The 18,309-nt window shown below is 61.8% G+C and carries 14 protein-coding genes and 1 tRNA gene; 6 read left to right on the top strand and 9 right to left on the bottom strand.

The window, feature by feature from the left end; genetic code table 11:
- Window positions 1-7: 7 nt before the first annotated feature.
- A complete protein-coding gene (locus MHY08_RS08640) occupies window positions 8-1,543 on the bottom strand; it encodes an adenylate/guanylate cyclase domain-containing protein (RefSeq protein ID WP_239236290.1) in 1,536 nt (511 codons plus the stop codon).
- A 37-nt stretch (window positions 1,544-1,580) separates the two neighbouring features.
- On the opposite strand from MHY08_RS08640, the gene MHY08_RS08635 reads away from it, so the two are divergent.
- Together MHY08_RS08635 and MHY08_RS08630 are read left to right on the top strand one after the other, a co-directional pair.
- On the top strand, window positions 1,581-2,780 hold the full coding sequence (locus MHY08_RS08635; protein ID WP_370658410.1) for a DNA polymerase III subunit delta': 1,200 nt from the start codon (window positions 1,581-1,583) through the stop codon (window positions 2,778-2,780).
- An 88-nt stretch (window positions 2,781-2,868) separates the two neighbouring features.
- Window positions 2,869-2,944 (top strand) — tRNA-Thr (locus MHY08_RS08630).
- A gap of 57 nt (window positions 2,945-3,001) precedes the next feature.
- On the opposite strand, the gene MHY08_RS08625 is transcribed toward MHY08_RS08630, so the two are convergent.
- The gene (locus MHY08_RS08625; protein ID WP_239236289.1) at window positions 3,002-4,624 is read right to left on the bottom strand and encodes an AMP-binding protein; all 1,623 of its coding nucleotides are present in this window, start codon (window positions 4,622-4,624) and stop codon (window positions 3,002-3,004) included.
- Between the two features lie 151 nt (window positions 4,625-4,775).
- Here MHY08_RS08625 and MHY08_RS08620 point away from each other — a divergent pair, with 151 nt between their 5' ends.
- Genes MHY08_RS08620 through MHY08_RS08610 form a run of 3 tightly spaced genes read left to right on the top strand, consistent with a single transcriptional unit; the run spans window position 4,776 to window position 7,343 of the window.
- Window positions 4,776-5,591 (top strand): GDSL-type esterase/lipase family protein, encoded by an 816-nt coding sequence (locus MHY08_RS08620; RefSeq protein ID WP_239236288.1) that lies wholly within the window; start codon window positions 4,776-4,778, stop codon window positions 5,589-5,591.
- A 52-nt stretch (window positions 5,592-5,643) separates the two neighbouring features.
- Window positions 5,644-6,729 (top strand): S-(hydroxymethyl)mycothiol dehydrogenase, encoded by a 1,086-nt coding sequence (locus MHY08_RS08615; protein WP_005327163.1) that lies wholly within the window; start codon window positions 5,644-5,646, stop codon window positions 6,727-6,729.
- Window positions 6,729-7,343, top strand: coding sequence for an MBL fold metallo-hydrolase (locus MHY08_RS08610; protein ID WP_005323087.1), 615 nt, complete (start codon window positions 6,729-6,731; stop codon window positions 7,341-7,343). The genes MHY08_RS08615 and MHY08_RS08610 overlap by 1 nt, the downstream gene beginning before the upstream one ends.
- A 3-nt stretch (window positions 7,344-7,346) precedes the next feature.
- On the opposite strand, the gene rfbA is transcribed toward MHY08_RS08610, so the two are convergent.
- The 7 genes from rfbA to MHY08_RS08575 all read right to left on the bottom strand — a co-directional run bounded on the left by rfbA (window position 7,347) and on the right by MHY08_RS08575 (window position 16,130).
- A complete protein-coding gene (gene rfbA, locus MHY08_RS08605) occupies window positions 7,347-8,195 on the bottom strand; it encodes a glucose-1-phosphate thymidylyltransferase RfbA (RefSeq protein ID WP_239236287.1) in 849 nt (282 codons plus the stop codon).
- Complete coding sequence (gene rfbD / locus MHY08_RS08600) at window positions 8,196-9,551, bottom strand: dTDP-4-dehydrorhamnose reductase (RefSeq protein ID WP_239236286.1); 1,356 nt, start codon at window positions 9,549-9,551, stop codon at window positions 8,196-8,198.
- Window positions 9,552-9,553: 2 nt separating this feature from the next.
- The gene (gene rfbB / locus MHY08_RS08595) at window positions 9,554-10,558 is read right to left on the bottom strand and encodes a dTDP-glucose 4,6-dehydratase (protein ID WP_239236284.1); all 1,005 of its coding nucleotides are present in this window, start codon (window positions 10,556-10,558) and stop codon (window positions 9,554-9,556) included.
- A gap of 55 nt (window positions 10,559-10,613) precedes the next feature.
- Window positions 10,614-12,092, bottom strand: coding sequence for an HNH endonuclease signature motif containing protein (locus MHY08_RS08590; protein ID WP_239236282.1), 1,479 nt, complete (start codon window positions 12,090-12,092; stop codon window positions 10,614-10,616).
- Between the two features lie 141 nt (window positions 12,093-12,233).
- Complete coding sequence (locus MHY08_RS08585) at window positions 12,234-13,559, bottom strand: M1 family metallopeptidase (protein ID WP_239193779.1); 1,326 nt, start codon at window positions 13,557-13,559, stop codon at window positions 12,234-12,236.
- A gap of 45 nt (window positions 13,560-13,604) precedes the next feature.
- Window positions 13,605-14,684, bottom strand: a complete 1,080-nt coding sequence (locus MHY08_RS08580) for an alpha/beta hydrolase family protein (RefSeq protein WP_239236281.1) — start codon at window positions 14,682-14,684, stop codon at window positions 13,605-13,607.
- A gap of 33 nt (window positions 14,685-14,717) precedes the next feature.
- A complete protein-coding gene (locus MHY08_RS08575; protein ID WP_239236280.1) occupies window positions 14,718-16,130 on the bottom strand; it encodes an alpha/beta hydrolase family protein in 1,413 nt (470 codons plus the stop codon).
- Window positions 16,131-16,664: 534 nt separating this feature from the next.
- Between MHY08_RS08575 and lpdA the strand changes: the two genes are divergently transcribed.
- Complete coding sequence (gene lpdA, locus MHY08_RS08570) at window positions 16,665-18,077, top strand: dihydrolipoyl dehydrogenase (RefSeq protein WP_005327177.1); 1,413 nt, start codon at window positions 16,665-16,667, stop codon at window positions 18,075-18,077.
- Window positions 18,078-18,309: the final 232 nt, after the last annotated feature.

Raw genomic sequence — 18,309 nt, 5'->3', positions numbered from 1 at the left:
AACCTCGTTATACCTCGGAACGTTCTGCCAGGGTAGCGCGGATAGGGCGAGCCAGCTGGGTCATGCGATGGCGACCGCGCAACTCAATGGATTTCATCATAGTCCACCGGGCCTGCTCGGCCTCGTTAGCGGTCTTGAGTGTGGCGGCATTGGTGAGCACTTGGCCCGGGGTGTCCTTGGCCAGCTCGGTCAGGCGCGCGGCTTCATTCACAGCATCTCCAATGACGGTGTATTCGAAGCGGTCCGCACCACCGATATGCCCGGCGACGACGTGTCCTGCGGCCACCCCGATGCCGGCTTGCAGTTGTTCCAGCCCACGCAATTCACTGCGCAGCTCCCGGGCGGCCTGTAGCGCCACAGAGGTGGAATCATAAACGTTGAGCGGGGCGCCAAAGACAGCCAGGGCGGCATCACCCTGGAATTTATTAATAATTCCTTTATTGCGGTGCACCACCTCGATGACGTGCTCGAAGAACTTATTGAGTTCCTCCACCACCTCCTCGGGGGAGTGGTTGACGGCGAAGGTGGTGGAACCGATGACGTCAATAAAAAGCACCGCCACCTTGCGATCCTCTCCGCCTAATTCTGGGCGTTCCTCCAGCGCACGTTGGGCCACCTCGCTGCCGACGTAGCGGCCGAAAATATCGCGCACGCGGTTGCGCTCCCGCAGGCCACGCATCATTTCGTTGAAGCCGGCCTGCAGCACGCCTAGCTCGGAACCATCATAGATATCGACCTCTGCATTAGTATCGCCGCGGCGCACCCGATTGATGGCGTCCTGCAGCTCCACAATCGGGTCCACCACGCTCATCACCGCAAAGCTAGTACCGATAAACCCGGTAGCCAGGGCGGTCAGTGCGAGTGCGGTAATGGCAGGGACTAGGTCTCCTGCAGTGCTGGGAAAAAGTCCGGTGCGCTGCGCGATGAGGACGAGGAGGATACCCACCAGAGGCACGCCGGAGGTCATTAACCAGGTAGAAATCAGGCGGTATTTGATGGGCGGCTCGAGCGTGGAATCCTCAAAGCGCCGTGCCACCGCTTGGGCGGCGACCGGGCGCACGAGGCGTTCAGCCTGTAGATAAGTCAAGATAATGACCACGAGACCGGCGAGTGTTGCGGAAACGCCCACGACGAGCCCGAGCTTGGCGGATTCCCGGCCGGAAATCACCACCGCCAGGATGATGCCGATGAGCCAAACCGCCGCCGCCACCACGGACTGGTAGACGGGGATGCGCAGCACCAGATTGCGCACCATATTCGGATCGTGCTCGTCCGGGTTGCGCTGCCAGTCCAGCACCGGGCGGAAAAGCAGCAGGGTAACGGCGATGCCAATGACCACGGCAAAAATCAGATACACCGCGGCGACGCCCATGAGGCTGGGCAACTCGGCGGCGAAGTCCTTGATCTCCGGCATCGGCAGGAAATAGAGGACAAAGGTCATAATCGCGATGGCACCGATAAGGTTGGCGCCGAGGACTAAGGCGGCGTAGACCGGCCATTGGGTACCCATGAGCCATCGTGCGCCGCGCAGTAGTCTGTTCATGCCTTCATACTTTAGTAAGACCAGTAGGCTAGGGCGAGTGAATACCGGAAGCGTTGCGCAAAGATTGGCAGATACCCCAGGTGTGGCCCGCACCATTCTGGATGCCGCCCGGGCTGCGCGGGGGATGGCGGGGGCAGATCCGCGGGCGATGAGCCATTCCTGGCTATTTACCGGCCCGCCGGGTTCCGGCCGTTCCCTGGCCGCGCTCGATTTTGCGGCCGCGCTCATGTGTACGGACCCGGAGGAGCCGGGCTGCGGCCGGTGCGAGGCCTGCCAGGCGGTGTTGGGTGCTAAGCAGCATACTGACTTGGTGCTGGTGGATCCGCAGGAAGTCATCATTCCGGTGGATACGGTGCGCGAGGTTATCGGCCGTGCTGCCAGCCTGCCCACGGTGGCGCCGTGGCGCGTGGTGATCTTTAACAATGCCGACCGCCTTACTAACAACGGTGCGAACGCCCTGCTCAAGACGGTGGAGGAGCCGCCGGCGCGCACTGTGATTATTATGTGTGCTCCTTCCGACGCACCCGAGGACTTCTCCCAGACCCTCCGCTCGCGCTGCCGCCACCTCTACATCCCCTCCCCGTCGGTGGAGAGCATTACCGCCCAGCTGGTCAGCGAGGGCGCCTCGGATCACGACGCCCACTTGGCCGCCCTCACCTCCCTCCGCCACGTCGGCCGGGCACGGCGCCTAGTCAACGACCCGGCGGTGCAAAAGCGCCGCGCCGTGGCCATCAACCTGGCAGAAGAGGTCTTCCATGGCTCCCAAGGCTTTCAGGCGGTGACCTCGCTGCTGAAATTGGTCGATTCAGAGGCGAAGGAATCGCATAAGGAACAGGAAGAAGCCGAACTGGCGAAGCTGGAGCAGACCCTCGGCGTCGGTGCGAAGGGCAAGGGTGCGGCCAAGGCACAGCGCGACGCCCGATCCGCCATCAAGGATCTTCAGGAGCAGCACAAGAAGCGGGCGAAGCGCCGAGTAATCGACAACTTGGATTTAGTACTTATCGATCTCTCTGGCGTATACCGCGATGCGCTCATGCAGAAGGTCGGCGCGCAGGTGGATCTGACTCATCCGGACTTCGCTGGTCTTTCTGGCGAGCTCGCGCAGCGGGTGAGCGAGGAAGGCCTGCTGGACTGCCAAGCGGCCATCACCTTATGCCGCGAACAGCTGACGCAAAACGTCGGCACGCAAATTGCCTTTGATGGGCTGGTGGGCCGCCTGCGCCGCGCGTGCCTATAGACGGGTGCCTGCTCGGGGCCCGATTTCTATTCCGCGGCGCCCCTAGGTTAAACTTTCTCTTGCTGCATTGGCATATGCTAAGCAGCGTGCCGCCTTAGCTCAGTCGGTAGAGCATTTCACTCGTAATGAAAAGGTCGCGAGTTCGATTCTCGCAGGCGGCTCCACAGTGGCCGCAGGTGCATAGCCTGCGGCCTTTCGCTGTTTTGGGGGCAGCGCGTGGCTTAAGCGTCCCCGTGGCTTTTCAGCAGGCGCGGGACCACCTTGCCGGTGGCATTGCGTGGGAGCTTGTCCATGAAGTGCACATCACGCGGCACGGAGTGGTCAGCGAGCTTGGTGCGGACCCAGTCACGGATGGCGTCGGCGGTCAGGGCCTTACCGGTGGCGTCGGCAGTAGGCACTGCCCACACGGCGATGCGCTGGAAGGTTTCGCTATCTTCAACACCGCCGGCGTGGACCTCATGGATGCCCGGCATGGCCTCGAGAATCTCGGTGACGGACTGCGGATGGACGTTCTCGCCGCCGACGATGATCATGTCATCGGCGCGGCCGACAACGTGCAGGAAGTCGTGTTCATCGATATAGCCCAGGTCCCCAATCGAAATGAGACCGTCCACCTTATTGAGGCGCAGATTCGGGTTGGTATAGCCAGTCATGGCGGTGGAGTTGGTCAGATAAATCTCGCCCACCTCGCCGCGCGGCACCGGGTGGCCTTCCTTATCGAGGATGCGCAGCTTCGTGCCGGAGGCCACGCGTCCGGCGATGGTGGGGTTGGCGGCCACCTGGTCCATGGTGGCGGTCGTCGCCAGCGCGAGCTCGGTGGAGCCATAGACATTGCAGAGGATCGCGCCGAAGCGCGCATTGGTCTCCTTGACCACCTCCGGGGTCAGCGCATTGCCGGCCGAGGCGATGAATTTCAAGCTCGCGGTATCGAACTCACCGGCCGGATCCCGCTCCACCAAGCGCTTGAAGAAGATGGGGGAGGAGATCATGCCATCGAGGCGGTAGCGCTGGACATCGTCAAGCACCTGCTCCGCGTCGAATACGCGGCGGGTGACAATGGTATTGCGCAGGCCCAGTGCAATATTGATGCAGGCCCAACCCCAGGTATGGAAGATAGAGGCGGTCAGTTGCAGGCGTTGGTCGCCGCGCCACGGAATTGTGTTCACGATGGAGGCCAGTACCACCGGCAGGGTTGGCTCCGGCCGCACAATGCCCTTCGGAATGCCCGTGGTGCCGGAAGACATGAGCACGATCGGGCCGTGCTTGGGGAATCGCGGCAGCGTCGCGGCCGGTGGAGTCTTCACAATTTTGTCTAGCTTTGGCAGATCACTTGCCCCGGTATCGTGCGCGATGATGACGGGGATATCGGTGTCCACGCGGTTAATGAACTCATCATCAACCACGAGCACGTTGATACCGTTTTCCTCGATGCAGCCCGCTAACTGCTCCGGGGAGGAACCAACGTTGAGCAGGTAAATAGAAGCGCCCGCATAGCCTTTGGCACCGAGTGGAATGATGATGCCGCGGCCGTTGCGTGCCATGACGCCGAGGCGGATTTCGGGCAGGTCCAGCGAGCGGAGGTAGCGGGCGAAGCCCTGCGTGTGGGTGCGCAGCTGGCGGTAGGTGAGGGCGCCGTCGTCGTCGATAAGCGCCAAACGCTCCGGGCAGGCGAGGTAGCCTTGTTCGATCTCGCGCGCGGTGGTGAAGCGGTAGCGAGCCAAATTGGGCAGCATGCTGAGCTGGGCCTTCACGCCCCCTTGGGTACTGACGATTCCGGCATTTAGAAGCGCCGGAACGAACCGGCCGAGGGCTGCGGCGTGGAATTTGAAATCAGAGAAATTCACGGTTGGGATAGCTCCAAATAGGCGAAGATAACAAAAAGGTAACCATGGACGATATCGTGAGAGAGGCGCGCGGTGTTGCCGCCAACTCGAATTATGTTACAGAAGTGACTACAGTTATCTGAAGTTACTGGTGTTTCTAGAAAAGGATCTCATGAAATCTCTGCAGCTCAAAGTCCTCTCCGTGGTGGCGTCCGCGCTGGCCGTCGTAGGTGTGGTAGTAGCGCCGCAGGCCGCCGCCGCGGAGCGTAACCTAGTCGCCTTCGGTGATTCCGTCCTCGCGGATCCAGACGCTGGCTCTTACTTTGCTCACCGTTTCGATCCCTCTAAGGTTGCGGGCGTAGATTGCCCCACTTCCAATAATTACGCCAAGCGCGCCGGGGCAAAGCTGCGCCTACCCGTGCGAGACTTCTCTTGTTCCGGTGCTGTGTCCATGTCCCCTGGCCCGCAGGTGTCCCAGCAGGTGGATGCCGCCATTCGCAGTGGCGCGCTGAGCCCGGCTACCAACCGCGTGGTTATTACTACCGGCTTTAATGACACCTACAATCACCGCGATATGAACCTGCCGCAGATCCGCAAGCAGTTCGCGGACCGCACCGCCCCGCAGATCGAGCGCATTAAGCGCGCTGCCCCGAACGCTCGCGTCCAGATCGTAGGATACCCCACCATCGGCACCGGCCCTTATTACTGCCTCTTCCACTTCGGTCCGCGCCCGGCCGATTCCACCTTCCTGCCGGGCATCCAAGACTTTGAGAATAAGGCGCAGTGGATGCAGGTGGACTTGGCGGCGCGCACCGGCGTGCAGTTCCTGGATCTGAAGCCCTCTACCCGCAATAACGGCATGTGCGCCGATGCAAACCAGCGCATGTGGGCTGGTCTGGTGGACTTTACTGCTGGCGACGGCAACCTGCCCATCCATATGAACCAGCGTGGTCACGAGCATGCGGCCAACGTCATCGCCCACTCTTAAAAAGAGTTTTCAATAATGCGCCGGTTTTGAAAATATCGGTACGCTCGGGCGCATGACTGTAAAAGCTGTTATCGCCCGTTCCAAGGGTGCGGAAGTCGAAACCGTCAACATTGTCGTTCCTGACCCCGGCCCTAACGATGTCATCGTGCGCGTCCAGGCCTGCGGTGTGTGCCACACCGACCTTGCCTACCGCGATGGCGATATTGAAGACGCCTTCCCCTTCCTGCTCGGCCACGAGGCCGCAGGCGTAGTGGAGACTGTAGGTTCTGCGGTCACCCACGTGGAGGAAGGCGACTTCGTCATTTTGAACTGGCGCGCCGTGTGCGGCGAGTGCCGCGCCTGCAAGAAGGGCGAGCCAAAGTACTGCTTCAATACCCACAACGCCTCCAAGAAGATGACCCTCGAGGATGGCACCGAGCTCACCCCTGCGCTGGGCATCGGTTCCTTCGCCGAGAAGACCCTGGTCCACGAGGGCCAGTGCACCAAGGTGGAAGACACCGACCCGGCTGCCGCTGGCCTGCTGGGCTGCGGCATCATGGCGGGCCTCGGCGCGGCCGTGAATACCGGCGATATCCAGCTCGGCGAGTCCGTCGCTGTCTTTGGTTGCGGCGGCGTTGGCATGGCTGCCATTGCGGGTGCCAAGCTGGCGAGCGCGGCCAAGATCATCGCCGTGGACATCGACGAGTCCAAGCTGGAAACCGCTCGCGAGTTCGGCGCGACCGACACCATCTGCTCCAAGGATCTCTCGGAGCAGGAGGTTATTGACGCGGTCCGCGAGCTCACCGGCGGCTTCGGCACCGACGTCTCTATCGACGCCGTGGGCATCCAGCCCACCTGGCGCCAGGCCTTCTACTCCCGCGACCACGCCGGCCGCATGGTCATGGTGGGCGTGCCGAACCTCACCGACCACGTGGACATTCCGGCCATCGACCTCTACGGCCGCGGCGGCTCCATCAAGCCTGCGTGGTACGGCGATTGCCTCCCAGAGCGCGATTTCCCCGCCTACGTAGCGCTGTCCAAGGCCGGCAACTTCCCGCTGGACAAGTTCGTCACCGAGCGCATTGCGCTTGACGACGTCGAGCAGGCCTTTACCACCATGAAGTCCGGCAAGGTTCTGCGTTCGGTGGTGGAGTTCTAATGCGTATCGATAGCACGGTTACTTCTGGCAAGTTCCGCCTCGATGGCGGCGAGTGGGACGTGGACAATAACGTCTACGTCGTGGGTGATGACTCCAGCGTGTACGTGGTGGACCCCTCCCACGATCTGGATGCGGTAGCAGAGCTCGTTGGCGACCGTCGCGTGGAAGGTATCCTGCTCACCCACGCGCACAATGACCACTGCGAGCTCGCCCCCGAGGCCGCAAAGCGCTTCGATACCGAGGTCTACCTGCACCCGGACGATGACATGCTGTGGCAGGAGTCCAATGGCGATGCCCCATACACGCCATTGGCGGATCGCGGTCAGTTCGATATTGGCGGCGAGAAGATCACGGTCTACCACACCCCGGGCCACTCGCCGGGCTGCGTGGTGTTGCACGTGGGCGAGACGCTGTTGTCGGGCGATACGCTCTTCAACGGCGGCCCTGGTGCCACCGGCCGCAAGTACTCCGACTTCGATGTGATCATCGAGTCGCTGAAGAACGTCGTCTTCACCCTGCCGGAGGACACCAAGGTCCTGCCAGGGCATGGCGACGCCACCACGGTGGGCGCGGAGGCCGCGCGCATCGACGAATACATCGAGCGCGGCTACTAGCCTCTAGTACGCCCGCAGGTACTCGCCGTAGCCGGACTTAAGCAACGGCTCGGCGAGTTTTTCTAGCTGGGCGCGGTCGATGAAGCCCGCTTCGAAGGCGGCCACTTCTGGTGAGCCAATAACGATGCCGGTGCGCTTTTGCATCACCTCGACGTAGGCGGAGGCCTCGCTCATCGAGTCCACCGTTCCCGTATCGAGCCACACGCTGCCGCGGTGCAGGCGCTGCACATTGAGCTCGCCGCGGCGCAGGTACTCCTCGTTTACCGCCGTGATTTCCAGTTCACCGCGGCCGCTGGGCTCGATGCCCTTGGCTATCTCCACGACGGAATTGTCATAAAAGTACAAGCCCACCACCGCGTGGTTCGACCGCGGCACTTCTGGCTTTTCCTCGATGCTCAGCGCATGGCCTGCGGCGTCGAAATCCACAACGCCATAGCGCTGCGGATCCGAGACCTCGTAGGCGAAGATGATGCCGCCCTCCGGATCTTGGCAGTGGGCGAGCTCGCCGCCGAAGCCGTGGAAGATATTATCGCCGAGCACCAGCGCGACGCTGTCGTCTCCAATAAATTCCTCGCCAATCAAAAAGGCCTGCGCGAGCCCCTCCGGCCGCGGTTGGACCGCGTAATCGATCATGAGCCCGAGCTGCGATCCATCGCCAAACAGTCGCTGGAAGGCCCCCGCATCCTCCGGGGTGGTGATGATGAGGATTTCCCGAATACCCGCCTGAATGAGCGTGGTGAGCGGGTAATAAATCATCGGCTTGTCATAAATGGGCATGAGCTGCTTCGAGATGCCCTTGGTAATCGGGTAGAGCCGCGTGCCGGAACCGCCGGCCAGGATGATGCCTTTCATTTAATCCTCCGGGTACAGCGCCAAGTACAGGGCAAGGGCCGCGCGCCAATTCGGCGGCTTGAAGCCCGTAGCCTCGATTTTATCTAGCGCAAGCGTCGACTCCTTGGGGCGCGGCGCCTCGGGGCCCGCGATCTCGCGGTATTGCTCGGTGCTTACCGGAGTGACCTCGGCCGGGTCGTGGCCGAGCCCGATGAACACGGCCATGGCAATCTCATCGCGGCCCACGGTATCGCCCGAGTTGGAGAGGTTATACACGCCGTACTCCGCTCCGGATTTAAGCAGGTGGACGATGCCCTTGGCAAGGTCCTCGGCAAACGTGGGCCGCCCGCGCTGGTCATGGATGACTTTCGGCTCCACTCCCTTATTGGCCAGCCGGCGCATGGTGGACATGAAATTCTCGCCCTCGCCGAACACCCACGAGGTGCGGATGACGTAGTGCTGCGGCGCGGTCTGCGCGGCGGTATCGCCCGCGGCTTTCGACGACCCGTATGCACTCAGCGGCGACGGTAGCTCCTCCTCGGAGTGGACCTCGCTCGCCCCATCGAAGATATAGTCGCTCGACACATGCACCAGCGTGAGTTGGTTCTCCGCGGCGATGCGCGCCAGCCGTGCGGGCGCTTCCGCATTGACGGCCCAGGCGGCGGCGCGGTCGTTTTCGGCACCGTTGACGTCGTTATACGCCGCGCAATTGATGATGGCGGAGTACTGCTTCCAATTCCGTTCTGGTGGGTCGGTGATATCGAAGTCGGCGTGGGTACACAATTCAGCATCGGCAAGCAGGCGTTTGAGCGCCCGCCCCAACTGCCCGTTCGCGCCGGTGACGAGGATGCGCCGGGCGGGCATCGGGCTCACGTCTTTAAGAGCGGGGTGCTGCTTGTCCTTCTCCGAAATCTCGGTGGGCTCCAGCGGCCAGTCCACGATGTTGAGGTTCACCGCGGCGTAGCGAGCTTCGGCCGACCAGTGCTCATTCACCAGGTAGCAGTAGGAGGTTTCCTCCAGAGCTTGAAAGCCATTGGCGACGCCCCGTGGGACAAACACCGCAGTCTCCGGCCCTACCTCGTGGGTGACGACCTCGCCAAAGCTATCTGACCCCTCGCGCAAGTCGCACCATGCGCCGAAAATCTTGCCCTGCGCCACCGAGACGAGCTTGTCCCACGGCTCAGCGTGCAGGCCGCGCGTAGCACCGGCGTGATTAAAAGAGATATTGTTCTGCACCGGCTGGAAGCTCGCGAGCTCGGGCGCGAGGCCGGTGAATTTTTCGCGTTGCCAATTCTCCTTGAACCAGCCGCGGTTATCGCCGTGCACGTCGAGGTCGATGATGAGCAGCCCCGGGATGGCGGTTTCGGTAATACGCATATCTACTGTCCTTGCTGCTTGTAGCGGGCTTCCACGTCTTCTTTCTCGGGCTTCCACCAGCCCTCGTTATCGCGATACCACGCGATGGTGTCTTCGAGACCGGCGCGGATATCCGTGAACCGCGGGGTCCATCCCAGCTCGCGACGCAGCTTGGCGGCGTCCATGGCATAACGCTGGTCGTGGCCGGGGCGGTCCGCCACGTGCTCATAAAGTGCGCGCCCATTGCGGGTATGGCCCATGATTTCACAGATCAGCTCAATGACCTGCTTATTATTAATATCTTCCTGGTCCGCGCCGATATTGTAGGTCTCGCCGATGCGGCCCCGCTCGAGGATGGCGAGCACCGCTTCGTTGTGGTCATCGACGTGGATCCAATCGCGCACCTGCTCGCCCGTGCCATAGAGCTTGGGCGTGTGTCCAGAGAGGATATTGGTGATTTGGCGGGGAATGAACTTCTCGATGTGCTGGTAAGGCCCGTAATTATTGGAGCAGTTTGAGATGGTGGCTCGCAGTCCGAAAGAACGCACCCATGCCCGCACGAGGTGGTCAGACCCCGCCTTGGTGGCTGAGTACGGGCTGGAGGGAGCGTAGGCGGTCTCCTCAGTAAACTTGGTGTCTGCCCCGATTTCCAGATCTCCGAAAACCTCGTCAGTGGAGACATGGTGGAGGCGGGTATCGTGCTTCCGGCAGGCTTCCAGAAGGGTGAATGTGCCTACGAGGTTCGTGTGGATGAAGGGCGAGGGGTCGCGCAAAGAATTGTCGTTATGGGACTCGGCGGCAAAATGAACCACTACATCCGCAGCGGCGACGAGCGGTTCTACGGTGGCGGGATCGGCGATATCCCCCTCCACGAGGTCGATATCGAGGCCGGCGAGGTTGGCGCGGTTTCCGGCGTAGGTGAGCTTATCGAGCACCGTAACGCGGGTATCGGGGCGCGCTTGGCATATTAGGCGCACGAAATTGGCGCCGATAAAACCGGCGCCGCCAGTGACGAGCATCGTTTGCATGGTTATCCAGTGTAGGGCAGTCGGGCGCGCGGCTGTGGCAGGCCGCGGGCCCCGGTCAGGCCGCGCCCGGGGGCGACGGCGGTGGCGAAGGCGGATCAGTGAGCCTGCGGGCCGGGGCTTGTTCCGCGGCGGGGTGCTCGTTGACCTCCACGGTGGGCGATAAGCCGTTGGTGTGGGCGGCTCGGTATCCTACCCGGCCCGTGTCGGGGTCTCGTTCGGCGTGTCCCATTCCGTTGCGGCCATCGCGGTAGTCGTTATTGTCCACGTGGTGCCGGCGGCACAACAGAGTGAGGTTCTTGAGGTCGGTGGCACCGCCGTGGGACCAGGCTTGGAGATGGTGGACGTCGCAGTCCTGCCACGGGCGGTTGCATTCTGGGTGTGTGCAGACGAGTTCGGAGGCCGCTAGCGCTAGCTTCTGCCAGAGGGAGGCGGTGCGCTTGGTGCGGCCAAGCTCGAGGGGGAAGCCCTTCTCATCCACGGCACAAAAGAAATCGTGCCGCGCGCCGCCGAGGCGGAGGAGGTCGAGCGGAGTGAGCTCGATGCCGGTACTGGTGGCGAAACGGGTATCTCCGCCCATCGCTTCCAGCTCCTCCAGGGTGGTGGCGACGAAGAAGGAGCCGAGACCGTCGGAGTTCTTTTGGGTGGCGGAAAGATAACTCGATAGCGCAGCGGTCAATTGGTCCGCCATGCGTTGGGCATAGGTGCGGGTATCGTCCTCGGGACTGAGGTCCGCGCTGCCCTTATTCTTGGCGGGCGCGAAGGCGCTGGCGAGGATGGCAGCTGCGGAGGCATCGAGATAGCCGGAGATGTGCACGCCGCCGTCAGCATCCTGGCGCGAGATACTAAAGCGGCGCTTGCGGGTAGCGGCGTGTGGGTCGGGCTCGCCTGCTGGGTTGAGAGCGTGCTTATTCGCTTTGCGGATGGCCTTGCGCAGCCACTCGCGCAGGGAATCGAAGGAACGACGCTTGGCCTGCTCGAGAGCCTGGTTGCGCAGTTCGCTCGGGCCGGGGATGGCGTACTTGCTGAGGCTGCGCAGCTCGTTTTCGATGAGGTTGAGGATGCGCTCGGGGATAGGATCTTCCTCAAAGAGCTTCTTGCGGCGCTTCTCCTCCTCGCGGCGCTCGCGGTCAGCGCGGCGGCGGGATTCCTCTTCGGCTCGGGCGCGTGCGGCATCGTCCGCATCGGGGTCCGCAGGGGGAGTGGGCTCCGGATCGGGGATGGGTGCGAAGAGGTTGCGTCCATTGCGGAGGCGGGCGGCGGCCTCGGCATCGGTAAGGCCTAGGCGCGTGGTCAGGTAGTCCTTGGCCTTGGAAGAACCAACGCGGCGGCCGGCGTCATCCCGCTCCGCGATGAAAGCGAAGGCGGCGTCGATGGTGGACTTATTGCCTAGCGCCCGCTCCAAGTGTTCGAAATGCGAATGAAGAAGCTCGAAGGACAGATCGGAAGGATCCTGCATGAGGCTGCGCAGCTGGGTGAGCCCAGTGGCAACCTGTGCGATGGCGGAGTCTATCTCCGCGTGCTTGGTGGTCTGCATGATCCCTCCCTTCCTTTTCGTTTACATGTTCTATCTTACCCAGATAAAACGCCCCGTCAACAGGAAAGAAAGGATTGGTCAATAGATTAGACATTCCCCAAACAAACGCAGGCAAAACCCCACAAAACGGGGCCAAAGCCACTAACTCGGGAAGGGAGGAAGGGCCTTCTGGTTAAGCCAGGTGTCTACGGTGGCGTCGAAAAGCGCGGCGTCAGGAGCGGCGGCGCGGAAGGCATCCAGCAGCATGGGGGGCTCTACCACCGAGTGTTGGTGCTCGGTGAGGTAGCTGCGGAGGGTGGTAAAGAAGGCGTCGCCAAGCAGGCGGTGAATGGCGTGCACGGTCAAGGCCCCGCGCTTATACACGCGGTCATCAAACATATCGCGCGCACCCGGATCGGAAACGGTGAGGTTCTGCGCCTTGCGTCCCAGGACGTTGTAGTGGGAACGTGCTGCCTCGCGCGCGGTGGTCTCGCCCTTGTGCTCGCCCCATAGCCACTCGCTGTAGCAGGCAAAACCCTCATTGAGCCAAATATCCTTCCACTCGCCCAGGCCCACGGAATTGCCAAACCACTGGTGGGAAAGCTCATGGGCAATGAGGCGCTCGAAGGCGTGGTCGCCCTTGATGTGGTTGGAGCCAAAGATGGAGAGGCCCTGCGCCTCCAGTGGAATCTCCAGCTCATCTTCCGTGATGACCACCTGATAATCCGCAAAGGGATACGGGCCGTAGAGGGAGGAGAAGAAGTCCACCATTTCCTGCTGCTGGGCAAACTCGTTCAGCACGCGCTCGCGCAGCGCGGCCGGCGCCCAAGCGCGCGTGGAAGGTCCCAAATCGAAAGAAGAGAACTCTCCTACCTGCACCGTCGCCAGATAGGTGGCCATGGGCTCGCGGGTGCGGTAGTGCCAGCGCGTGGTGGAACCGCCCGCCCGGCGGGAGACAAGGTCACCATTAGATACCACGATGAAGGGATCATCGGCCGTAATGATGATGTCATAGAGTGCCTTGGCAGAAGGCGTATCGTCGCAGGGGAACCAGCTCGGCGCGCCATTGGGCTGGCTGGCCACCAGCGAACCGGACTCGGTTTCTTCCCAGCCAATCTCGCCCCAGGTGGTGCGGATCGGCCGCGGGCTGCCGCCATAGCGAATCACCAGCTCAAACTCAGTGCCGGCCGCAATCTCCTCAGCAAAGCGCAGGCGCAGCTTCCCGGAGGACTGGCGGAATTTAGCCACCCGCGGCGCACCCTTTGCGGTCACGCGCCGAGCCACCATCGCCCCGCCCAGATCTAGGGTCAGGGACGCCAAATCTTCATCGGCCCGGATGGCCAAAATAGCCTCGCCGTGGAGCAGGTTGGGCTCCACGCGGTAGGTCAGATCCAGCGTGTAGTGGGAAACCTCGAAACCGAGATTAAAATCCACGCCGGTATAAGGATCAGTGTGGGCACGCGAAAGGGCGGTAGGAAGCAACTTCATAATGCTGCAAGCCTACCGCCCTTTTAGCCGTGGAAAGAAACGAGCTTATTTATTGAAAGCGCGCTCGAAGACCGGCCAAGAATCCTTGAGGTCCGCAATCCAGTGCGGCCAGGAGTGGGTGCCGGTATTGCGGAAGTTGTAGGTCGCCGGGATGCCAGCCTGGTCCAGCTTGGCCTTGAAGTTGTGGGTGCAGTAGTTCACGCCAGCCTCGATGGCGCCACCTTCGACCTGCAGCCGAGCGGAGCCCACAGCAGCGATAGCAGGGTTAGCTCCCTGATTCGTATAGTAAGAATACGTATCGGTTTCTCCGGCCAACCCAGAACCGGAAGAGATGTACAGATCCGTGCCGCGCAGCTTCTCGTGGTTCATCATCGCGTCGTTATAGCGGTTGGTGGGGGAGCCGAACGGGCCCCACATTTGCTCCGTGGTCGCACCACCGCGGTTGACGGTGAGCTCAACGGCCTTGTGCTCTACCGGGTAAGCGGTAGCCGCGCAGCCGGCGTAGGAACCGACGGCGTCGTAGAAGCCCTGGTTGTGCTCCGCCAGCAGCAGGGAGGAGGTGGCGGACATGGACATGCCCGCGACAGCGCGGTGATTATCGGCCTTGATGTGGCCCTCGATGGCGCCCGGCAGTTCCTTGGTGAGGAAGGTTTCCCACTTCTGCGGGCCCTTGAGGTACTTAGAGTTCGGCTCGGATACCCAGTCGGTGTAGTAGGAGAAAGCACCGGCCTGCGGGATGACCACGTTGACGTTCTTGGAGTGGTAGAAATCGACGGCGTCAGAAAGCTTCAGCCAGTCCATGTCCTGCTCCGCGCCGCCTGCACCGTTGAGCAGGTAGATGGTCGGGCGGTTCTCATCCGTTGCGCGAATGACGGCCAGCGGAATCTGGCGGCCGTTCATGGCTGGGGAGGTGGCCTGCAGCTTTTCGACGCGCGGATCGTCCTTGTACTTCTGGTACCAGGTCTGCTGCTCCAGCTCTGGGGTGACCTCCAGTGGGGCCAGGGTGGACTGGGCGGCGTTGCCCGCTACCTGCTGCGGGGTGAGCTGTGCGGCCCCCGCCATTGGGGCGCAAGCCAAGCCTGCGCACACTGCGGTGCCGGCAAGGATGGAGCTTAGGCGCTTCATAGTGCTTCTTTCCTGTAGTTATTGAATTCCTGATTATTCGGCAGCGACAGCAGCCTCGGCGGCCGCTGCAGCCTCCGCAGCGTCCGGAGCCTCTGCGCCCTCTGCGTCCTTGCCCTCGACAAAGTCCTTATCCGGGGACTGGTCAGCGGCGCTCGGGGCGTCCTTAACCTGCGCATCTTCCTCGGCCTGCGGTGCCTCGATGGAAAGCTCGTTGGGCTTTACCTCCGGCTCGGCCGGTGCCTCTGCAGCGTCCTTGGCAAAGCCACGCTCGAAGGTTGCCCAGGAGGTGAAGAGGTCATTGCGCCAGCCCGGCCAGGAGTGGGTGCCGGTATTGCGGAAGTTCCAGTCCGCCTTCATGCCCTGGGAGTCCATCTTGGCCTTGAGGTCATGGGTGCAGGAGTTCATCGCGGCTTCGATGACGCCGCCCTCAACGATGAGGGTGGAAGACCCCGGAACACCCCAGTCGTTGGCGCCGCCCAGGCCGGAGTTGACCGAAACATAAGTCTCGGACTTGCCCAGGTTATTCGGGTTAGCGTTCACCAAGGCATCGTTGTACACGTTGTACTCGCTGCCCATAGCGCCCCACATCTGATCGGCCGAGCCACCGCCGCGGTTGACGGTCAGCTGGGTGTACAGGCGTGGCAGCGGGCGAGAGGTGGAAGCGCAGCCAGAGAAGGAGCCCACGGCGTTGTAGAAGCCCGGGTTGTGCTCCGCCAGCAGCAGGGAAGAGGTAGCGGACATGGACATGCCGGCAATCGCGCGCTTGCCATTGCCGCCGATGTGCTCTTCCAGTGCGCCCGGTAGCTCCTTGGCGAGGAAGGTTTCCCACTTCTGCGGGCCCTTGAGGTAGCCGCTATTCGGGGAAGATACCCAGTCGGTGTAGTAGGAGAAGGCGCCGGCCTGCGGGATGACCACGTTGACGTCCTTGGACGTGTAGAAGTCCACCATGTCCTGTACGCCCTCGGCCTCAGGGTCGATGTCGTGGTTAGCAGTGGCGGTCAGCCAGTCCATGCCCTGCTCGGCGCCGCCGGCGCCGTTGAGCAGGTACAAGGTGGGGCGCTTCTTATCAAAGTTGCCGTCCGGGGTGATGACCGCCAGCGGAACCTCGCGGCCGCCCATCGCGGCGGAGGTGGCGGTCAGGGCCTTAACGTGGTTGCCGTAGTGCTTGTCCTGGCCACTCTTGTGGCCGAAGGCATAGCCCTTCCACTTGTCCTTATCTTTCAGCTTGGCAATATCTACCACGCGGTTTTCGCCTTCGGTGGTGATGGCGTAGTTGATGTTTTCCGCATCCGCCGAGTCGGTGAGGTTTACCTCGCGGATGGTGGACGGGGTGGCGTCACCCTGGATCTCGGCCGGCTCGACGGCGGAGGCGAGAGGGGCGGAGAGGACTCCTGCCGCGACGGCGATGCCTGCGACGCTGGAGCCGATAGAGCGCAAAGTATGCATATTTTTAGCTTCCTCGAGTTAAGAGAATCTTCTCAGTAGGTATCGTTCCGCATAGCGGGAGTGTTAGCAAGACTCTATGCCTTAATAGCCCTTTTAATGTAGCAAAACCTGTGACGCATGTGGTTTGTGTGTCATAATTCTGAACGCAGCGCGTATGTAACGGTGGCGCTACAATCTCCGCTAGTACTAAACGTGTGAATAATGCGGTCCCCATCCGCGGGCCCATCCCTCGCTCTAGGTAAGTAAAAACACAGAAAGAAGCATAATGAACGTTTTCGATTCCATCCTCGTGGCCATCAACGAAGTTCTGGGCCAGTTCCTGCACACCGGTTCCTCCATGTCCTCCACCGCTGCGCTGGCTCTCGGCCTGTTCTAAAACACCGAGCCCATAGCCCTGCCTGGGGGCGTCGCGCGCTTGCCGACGCCACCGTGCAGGGCCTTTGCGCGTTTTACCCCCCGAAGCGTGGGGTACTCGGGCACAAGAGTGTGACCCAATGCGCGACATGGAGGGGAAAGTTACGTATCCTAAAGGGCGTGACTAATGAACATTATGACGTAGTAGTACTCGGCGCGGGCCCTGGCGGCTACGTGGCCGCCATCCGTGCAGCTCAGCTTGGTAAGAAAGTTGCCGTAATCGAGAAGCAGTACTGGGGCGGTGTCTGCCTCAACGTAGGCTGCATCCCTTCCAAGGCGCTGCTGAAGAACGCTGAGGTTGCCCACACCTTCAACCACGAGGCCAAGGACTTCGGTATTTCCGGCGATGTCTCCTTCGACTTCGGTGTTGCCCACAAGCGTTCCCGCAAGGTTTCCGCGGGCATCGTCAAGGGTGTCCATTACCTGATGAAGAAGAACAAGATCACCGAGATCAACGGCCTTGGCTCCTTCAAGGACGATAAGACCATCGAAATCACCGATGGTGATGACAAGGGCAAGACCGTCACCTTCGATGACTGCATCATCGCAACCGGCTCCGTGGTCAAGTCCCTGCCGGGCGTTGAACTCGGCGGCAACATCGTGTCCTACGAGGAGCAGATCCTCAACGATGAGGCTCCGAAGTCCATGGTCATCGTCGGCGCCGGCGCCATCGGCATGGAATTTGCTTATGTTCTGTCCAACTATGGCGTAGACGTCACCATCGTGGAGTTCATGGACCGCGTCCTGCCGAACGAGGACAAGGACGTCTCCAAGGCTATTGCCAAGGAGTACAAGAAGCTCGGCGTCAAGCTGCTGACCGGCTATAAGACCACCTCCGTGAAGGACAACGGCGATAATGTCACCGTTGAGGTCGAGTCCAAGGACGGCTCCAAGCAGGACACCCTGACCGTGGACCGCGCCATGATCTCCATCGGCTTCGCCCCACGCACCGAGGGCTTCGGCCTGGAGAATACCGGCGTTGAGCTCACCGAGCGCGGCGCGATTGCCATCGATGACACCATGCGCACCAACGTCGACCACATCTACGCCATCGGTGACGTCACCGCGAAGCTGCAGCTCGCGCACGTTGCTGAGGCCCAGGGCGTTGTCGCTGCAGAGACCATCGCCGGCGTGGAGACCCAGCTCTTGGGTGACTACATGAATATGCCGCGCGCTACCTTCTGCAACCCGCAGGTCGCTTCCTTCGGCTACACCGAAGAGGCTGCCAAGGAGAAGTTCGCGGACCGCGACATTAAGGTCGCTACCTTCCCGTTCTCCGCTAACGGCAAGGCTGCCGGCCTCAATGAGACCGCCGGCTTTGTCAAGCTCATCGCGGACGGCGAGTACGGCGAGCTCATCGGCGGCCACATGGTGGGCTCCAACGTATCCGAGCTGCTGCCGGAGCTGACCCTGGCGCAGCGCTTCGACCTCACCGCTGAGGAAATCGGACGCAACGTTCACACTCACCCGACCCTCTCTGAGGCCATGAAGGAAGCTGCCGAGGGTATTGGCGGCCACATGATTAACCTCTAAGCAGGGCTGCTTGCCGACGTCGGCCTTTCTCCCACCACCGCCTCAGCAGCGGCGGGAGGATAGGACCTCGGCACACCACAACGGCAACAGCATCGGCACCGCTGATCCTCCTCCGCCCACACGGAGCAGGAGGATCAGCGGTGCCGATGCTCTTTGTGTGCATAACGCGCGCAACCCTCACTGCTACTCGAAAATTTTTCGAGTAGATTTCGAGTAGGCTTCGAGTAGGCTT

This window comes from Corynebacterium sp. ACRPJ, from assembly GCF_022347345.1.
Lineage (GTDB): Bacteria > Actinomycetota > Actinomycetes > Mycobacteriales > Mycobacteriaceae > Corynebacterium > Corynebacterium tuberculostearicum_D.
The sequence above is the reverse complement of the archived record's forward strand: the minus strand, read 5'-3'. Positions and strand labels throughout refer to the sequence as shown.

Bases quoted from the DNA above. Each gene is read 5' to 3' on its own strand.
- MHY08_RS08640 (WP_239236290.1), bottom strand. From the start codon at position 1,543: ATGAACAGACTACTGCGCGGCGCACGATGGCTCATGGGTACCCAATGG.
- MHY08_RS08620 (WP_239236288.1), top strand. From the start codon at position 4,776: ATGAAATCTCTGCAGCTCAAAGTCCTCTCCGTGGTGGCGTCCGCGCTG.
- MHY08_RS08615 (WP_005327163.1), top strand. From the start codon at position 5,644: ATGACTGTAAAAGCTGTTATCGCCCGTTCCAAGGGTGCGGAAGTCGAA.
- MHY08_RS08610 (WP_005323087.1), top strand. From the start codon at position 6,729: ATGCGTATCGATAGCACGGTTACTTCTGGCAAGTTCCGCCTCGATGGC.
- rfbA (WP_239236287.1), bottom strand. From the start codon at position 8,195: ATGAAAGGCATCATCCTGGCCGGCGGTTCCGGCACGCGGCTCTACCCG.
- rfbD (WP_239236286.1), bottom strand. From the start codon at position 9,551: ATGCGTATTACCGAAACCGCCATCCCGGGGCTGCTCATCATCGACCTC.
- rfbB (WP_239236284.1), bottom strand. From the start codon at position 10,558: ATGCAAACGATGCTCGTCACTGGCGGCGCCGGTTTTATCGGCGCCAAT.
- MHY08_RS08590 (WP_239236282.1), bottom strand. From the start codon at position 12,092: ATGCAGACCACCAAGCACGCGGAGATAGACTCCGCCATCGCACAGGTT.
- MHY08_RS08585 (WP_239193779.1), bottom strand. From the start codon at position 13,559: ATGAAGTTGCTTCCTACCGCCCTTTCGCGTGCCCACACTGATCCTTAT.
- MHY08_RS08580 (WP_239236281.1), bottom strand. From the start codon at position 14,684: ATGAAGCGCCTAAGCTCCATCCTTGCCGGCACCGCAGTGTGCGCAGGC.
- MHY08_RS08575 (WP_239236280.1), bottom strand. From the start codon at position 16,130: ATGCATACTTTGCGCTCTATCGGCTCCAGCGTCGCAGGCATCGCCGTC.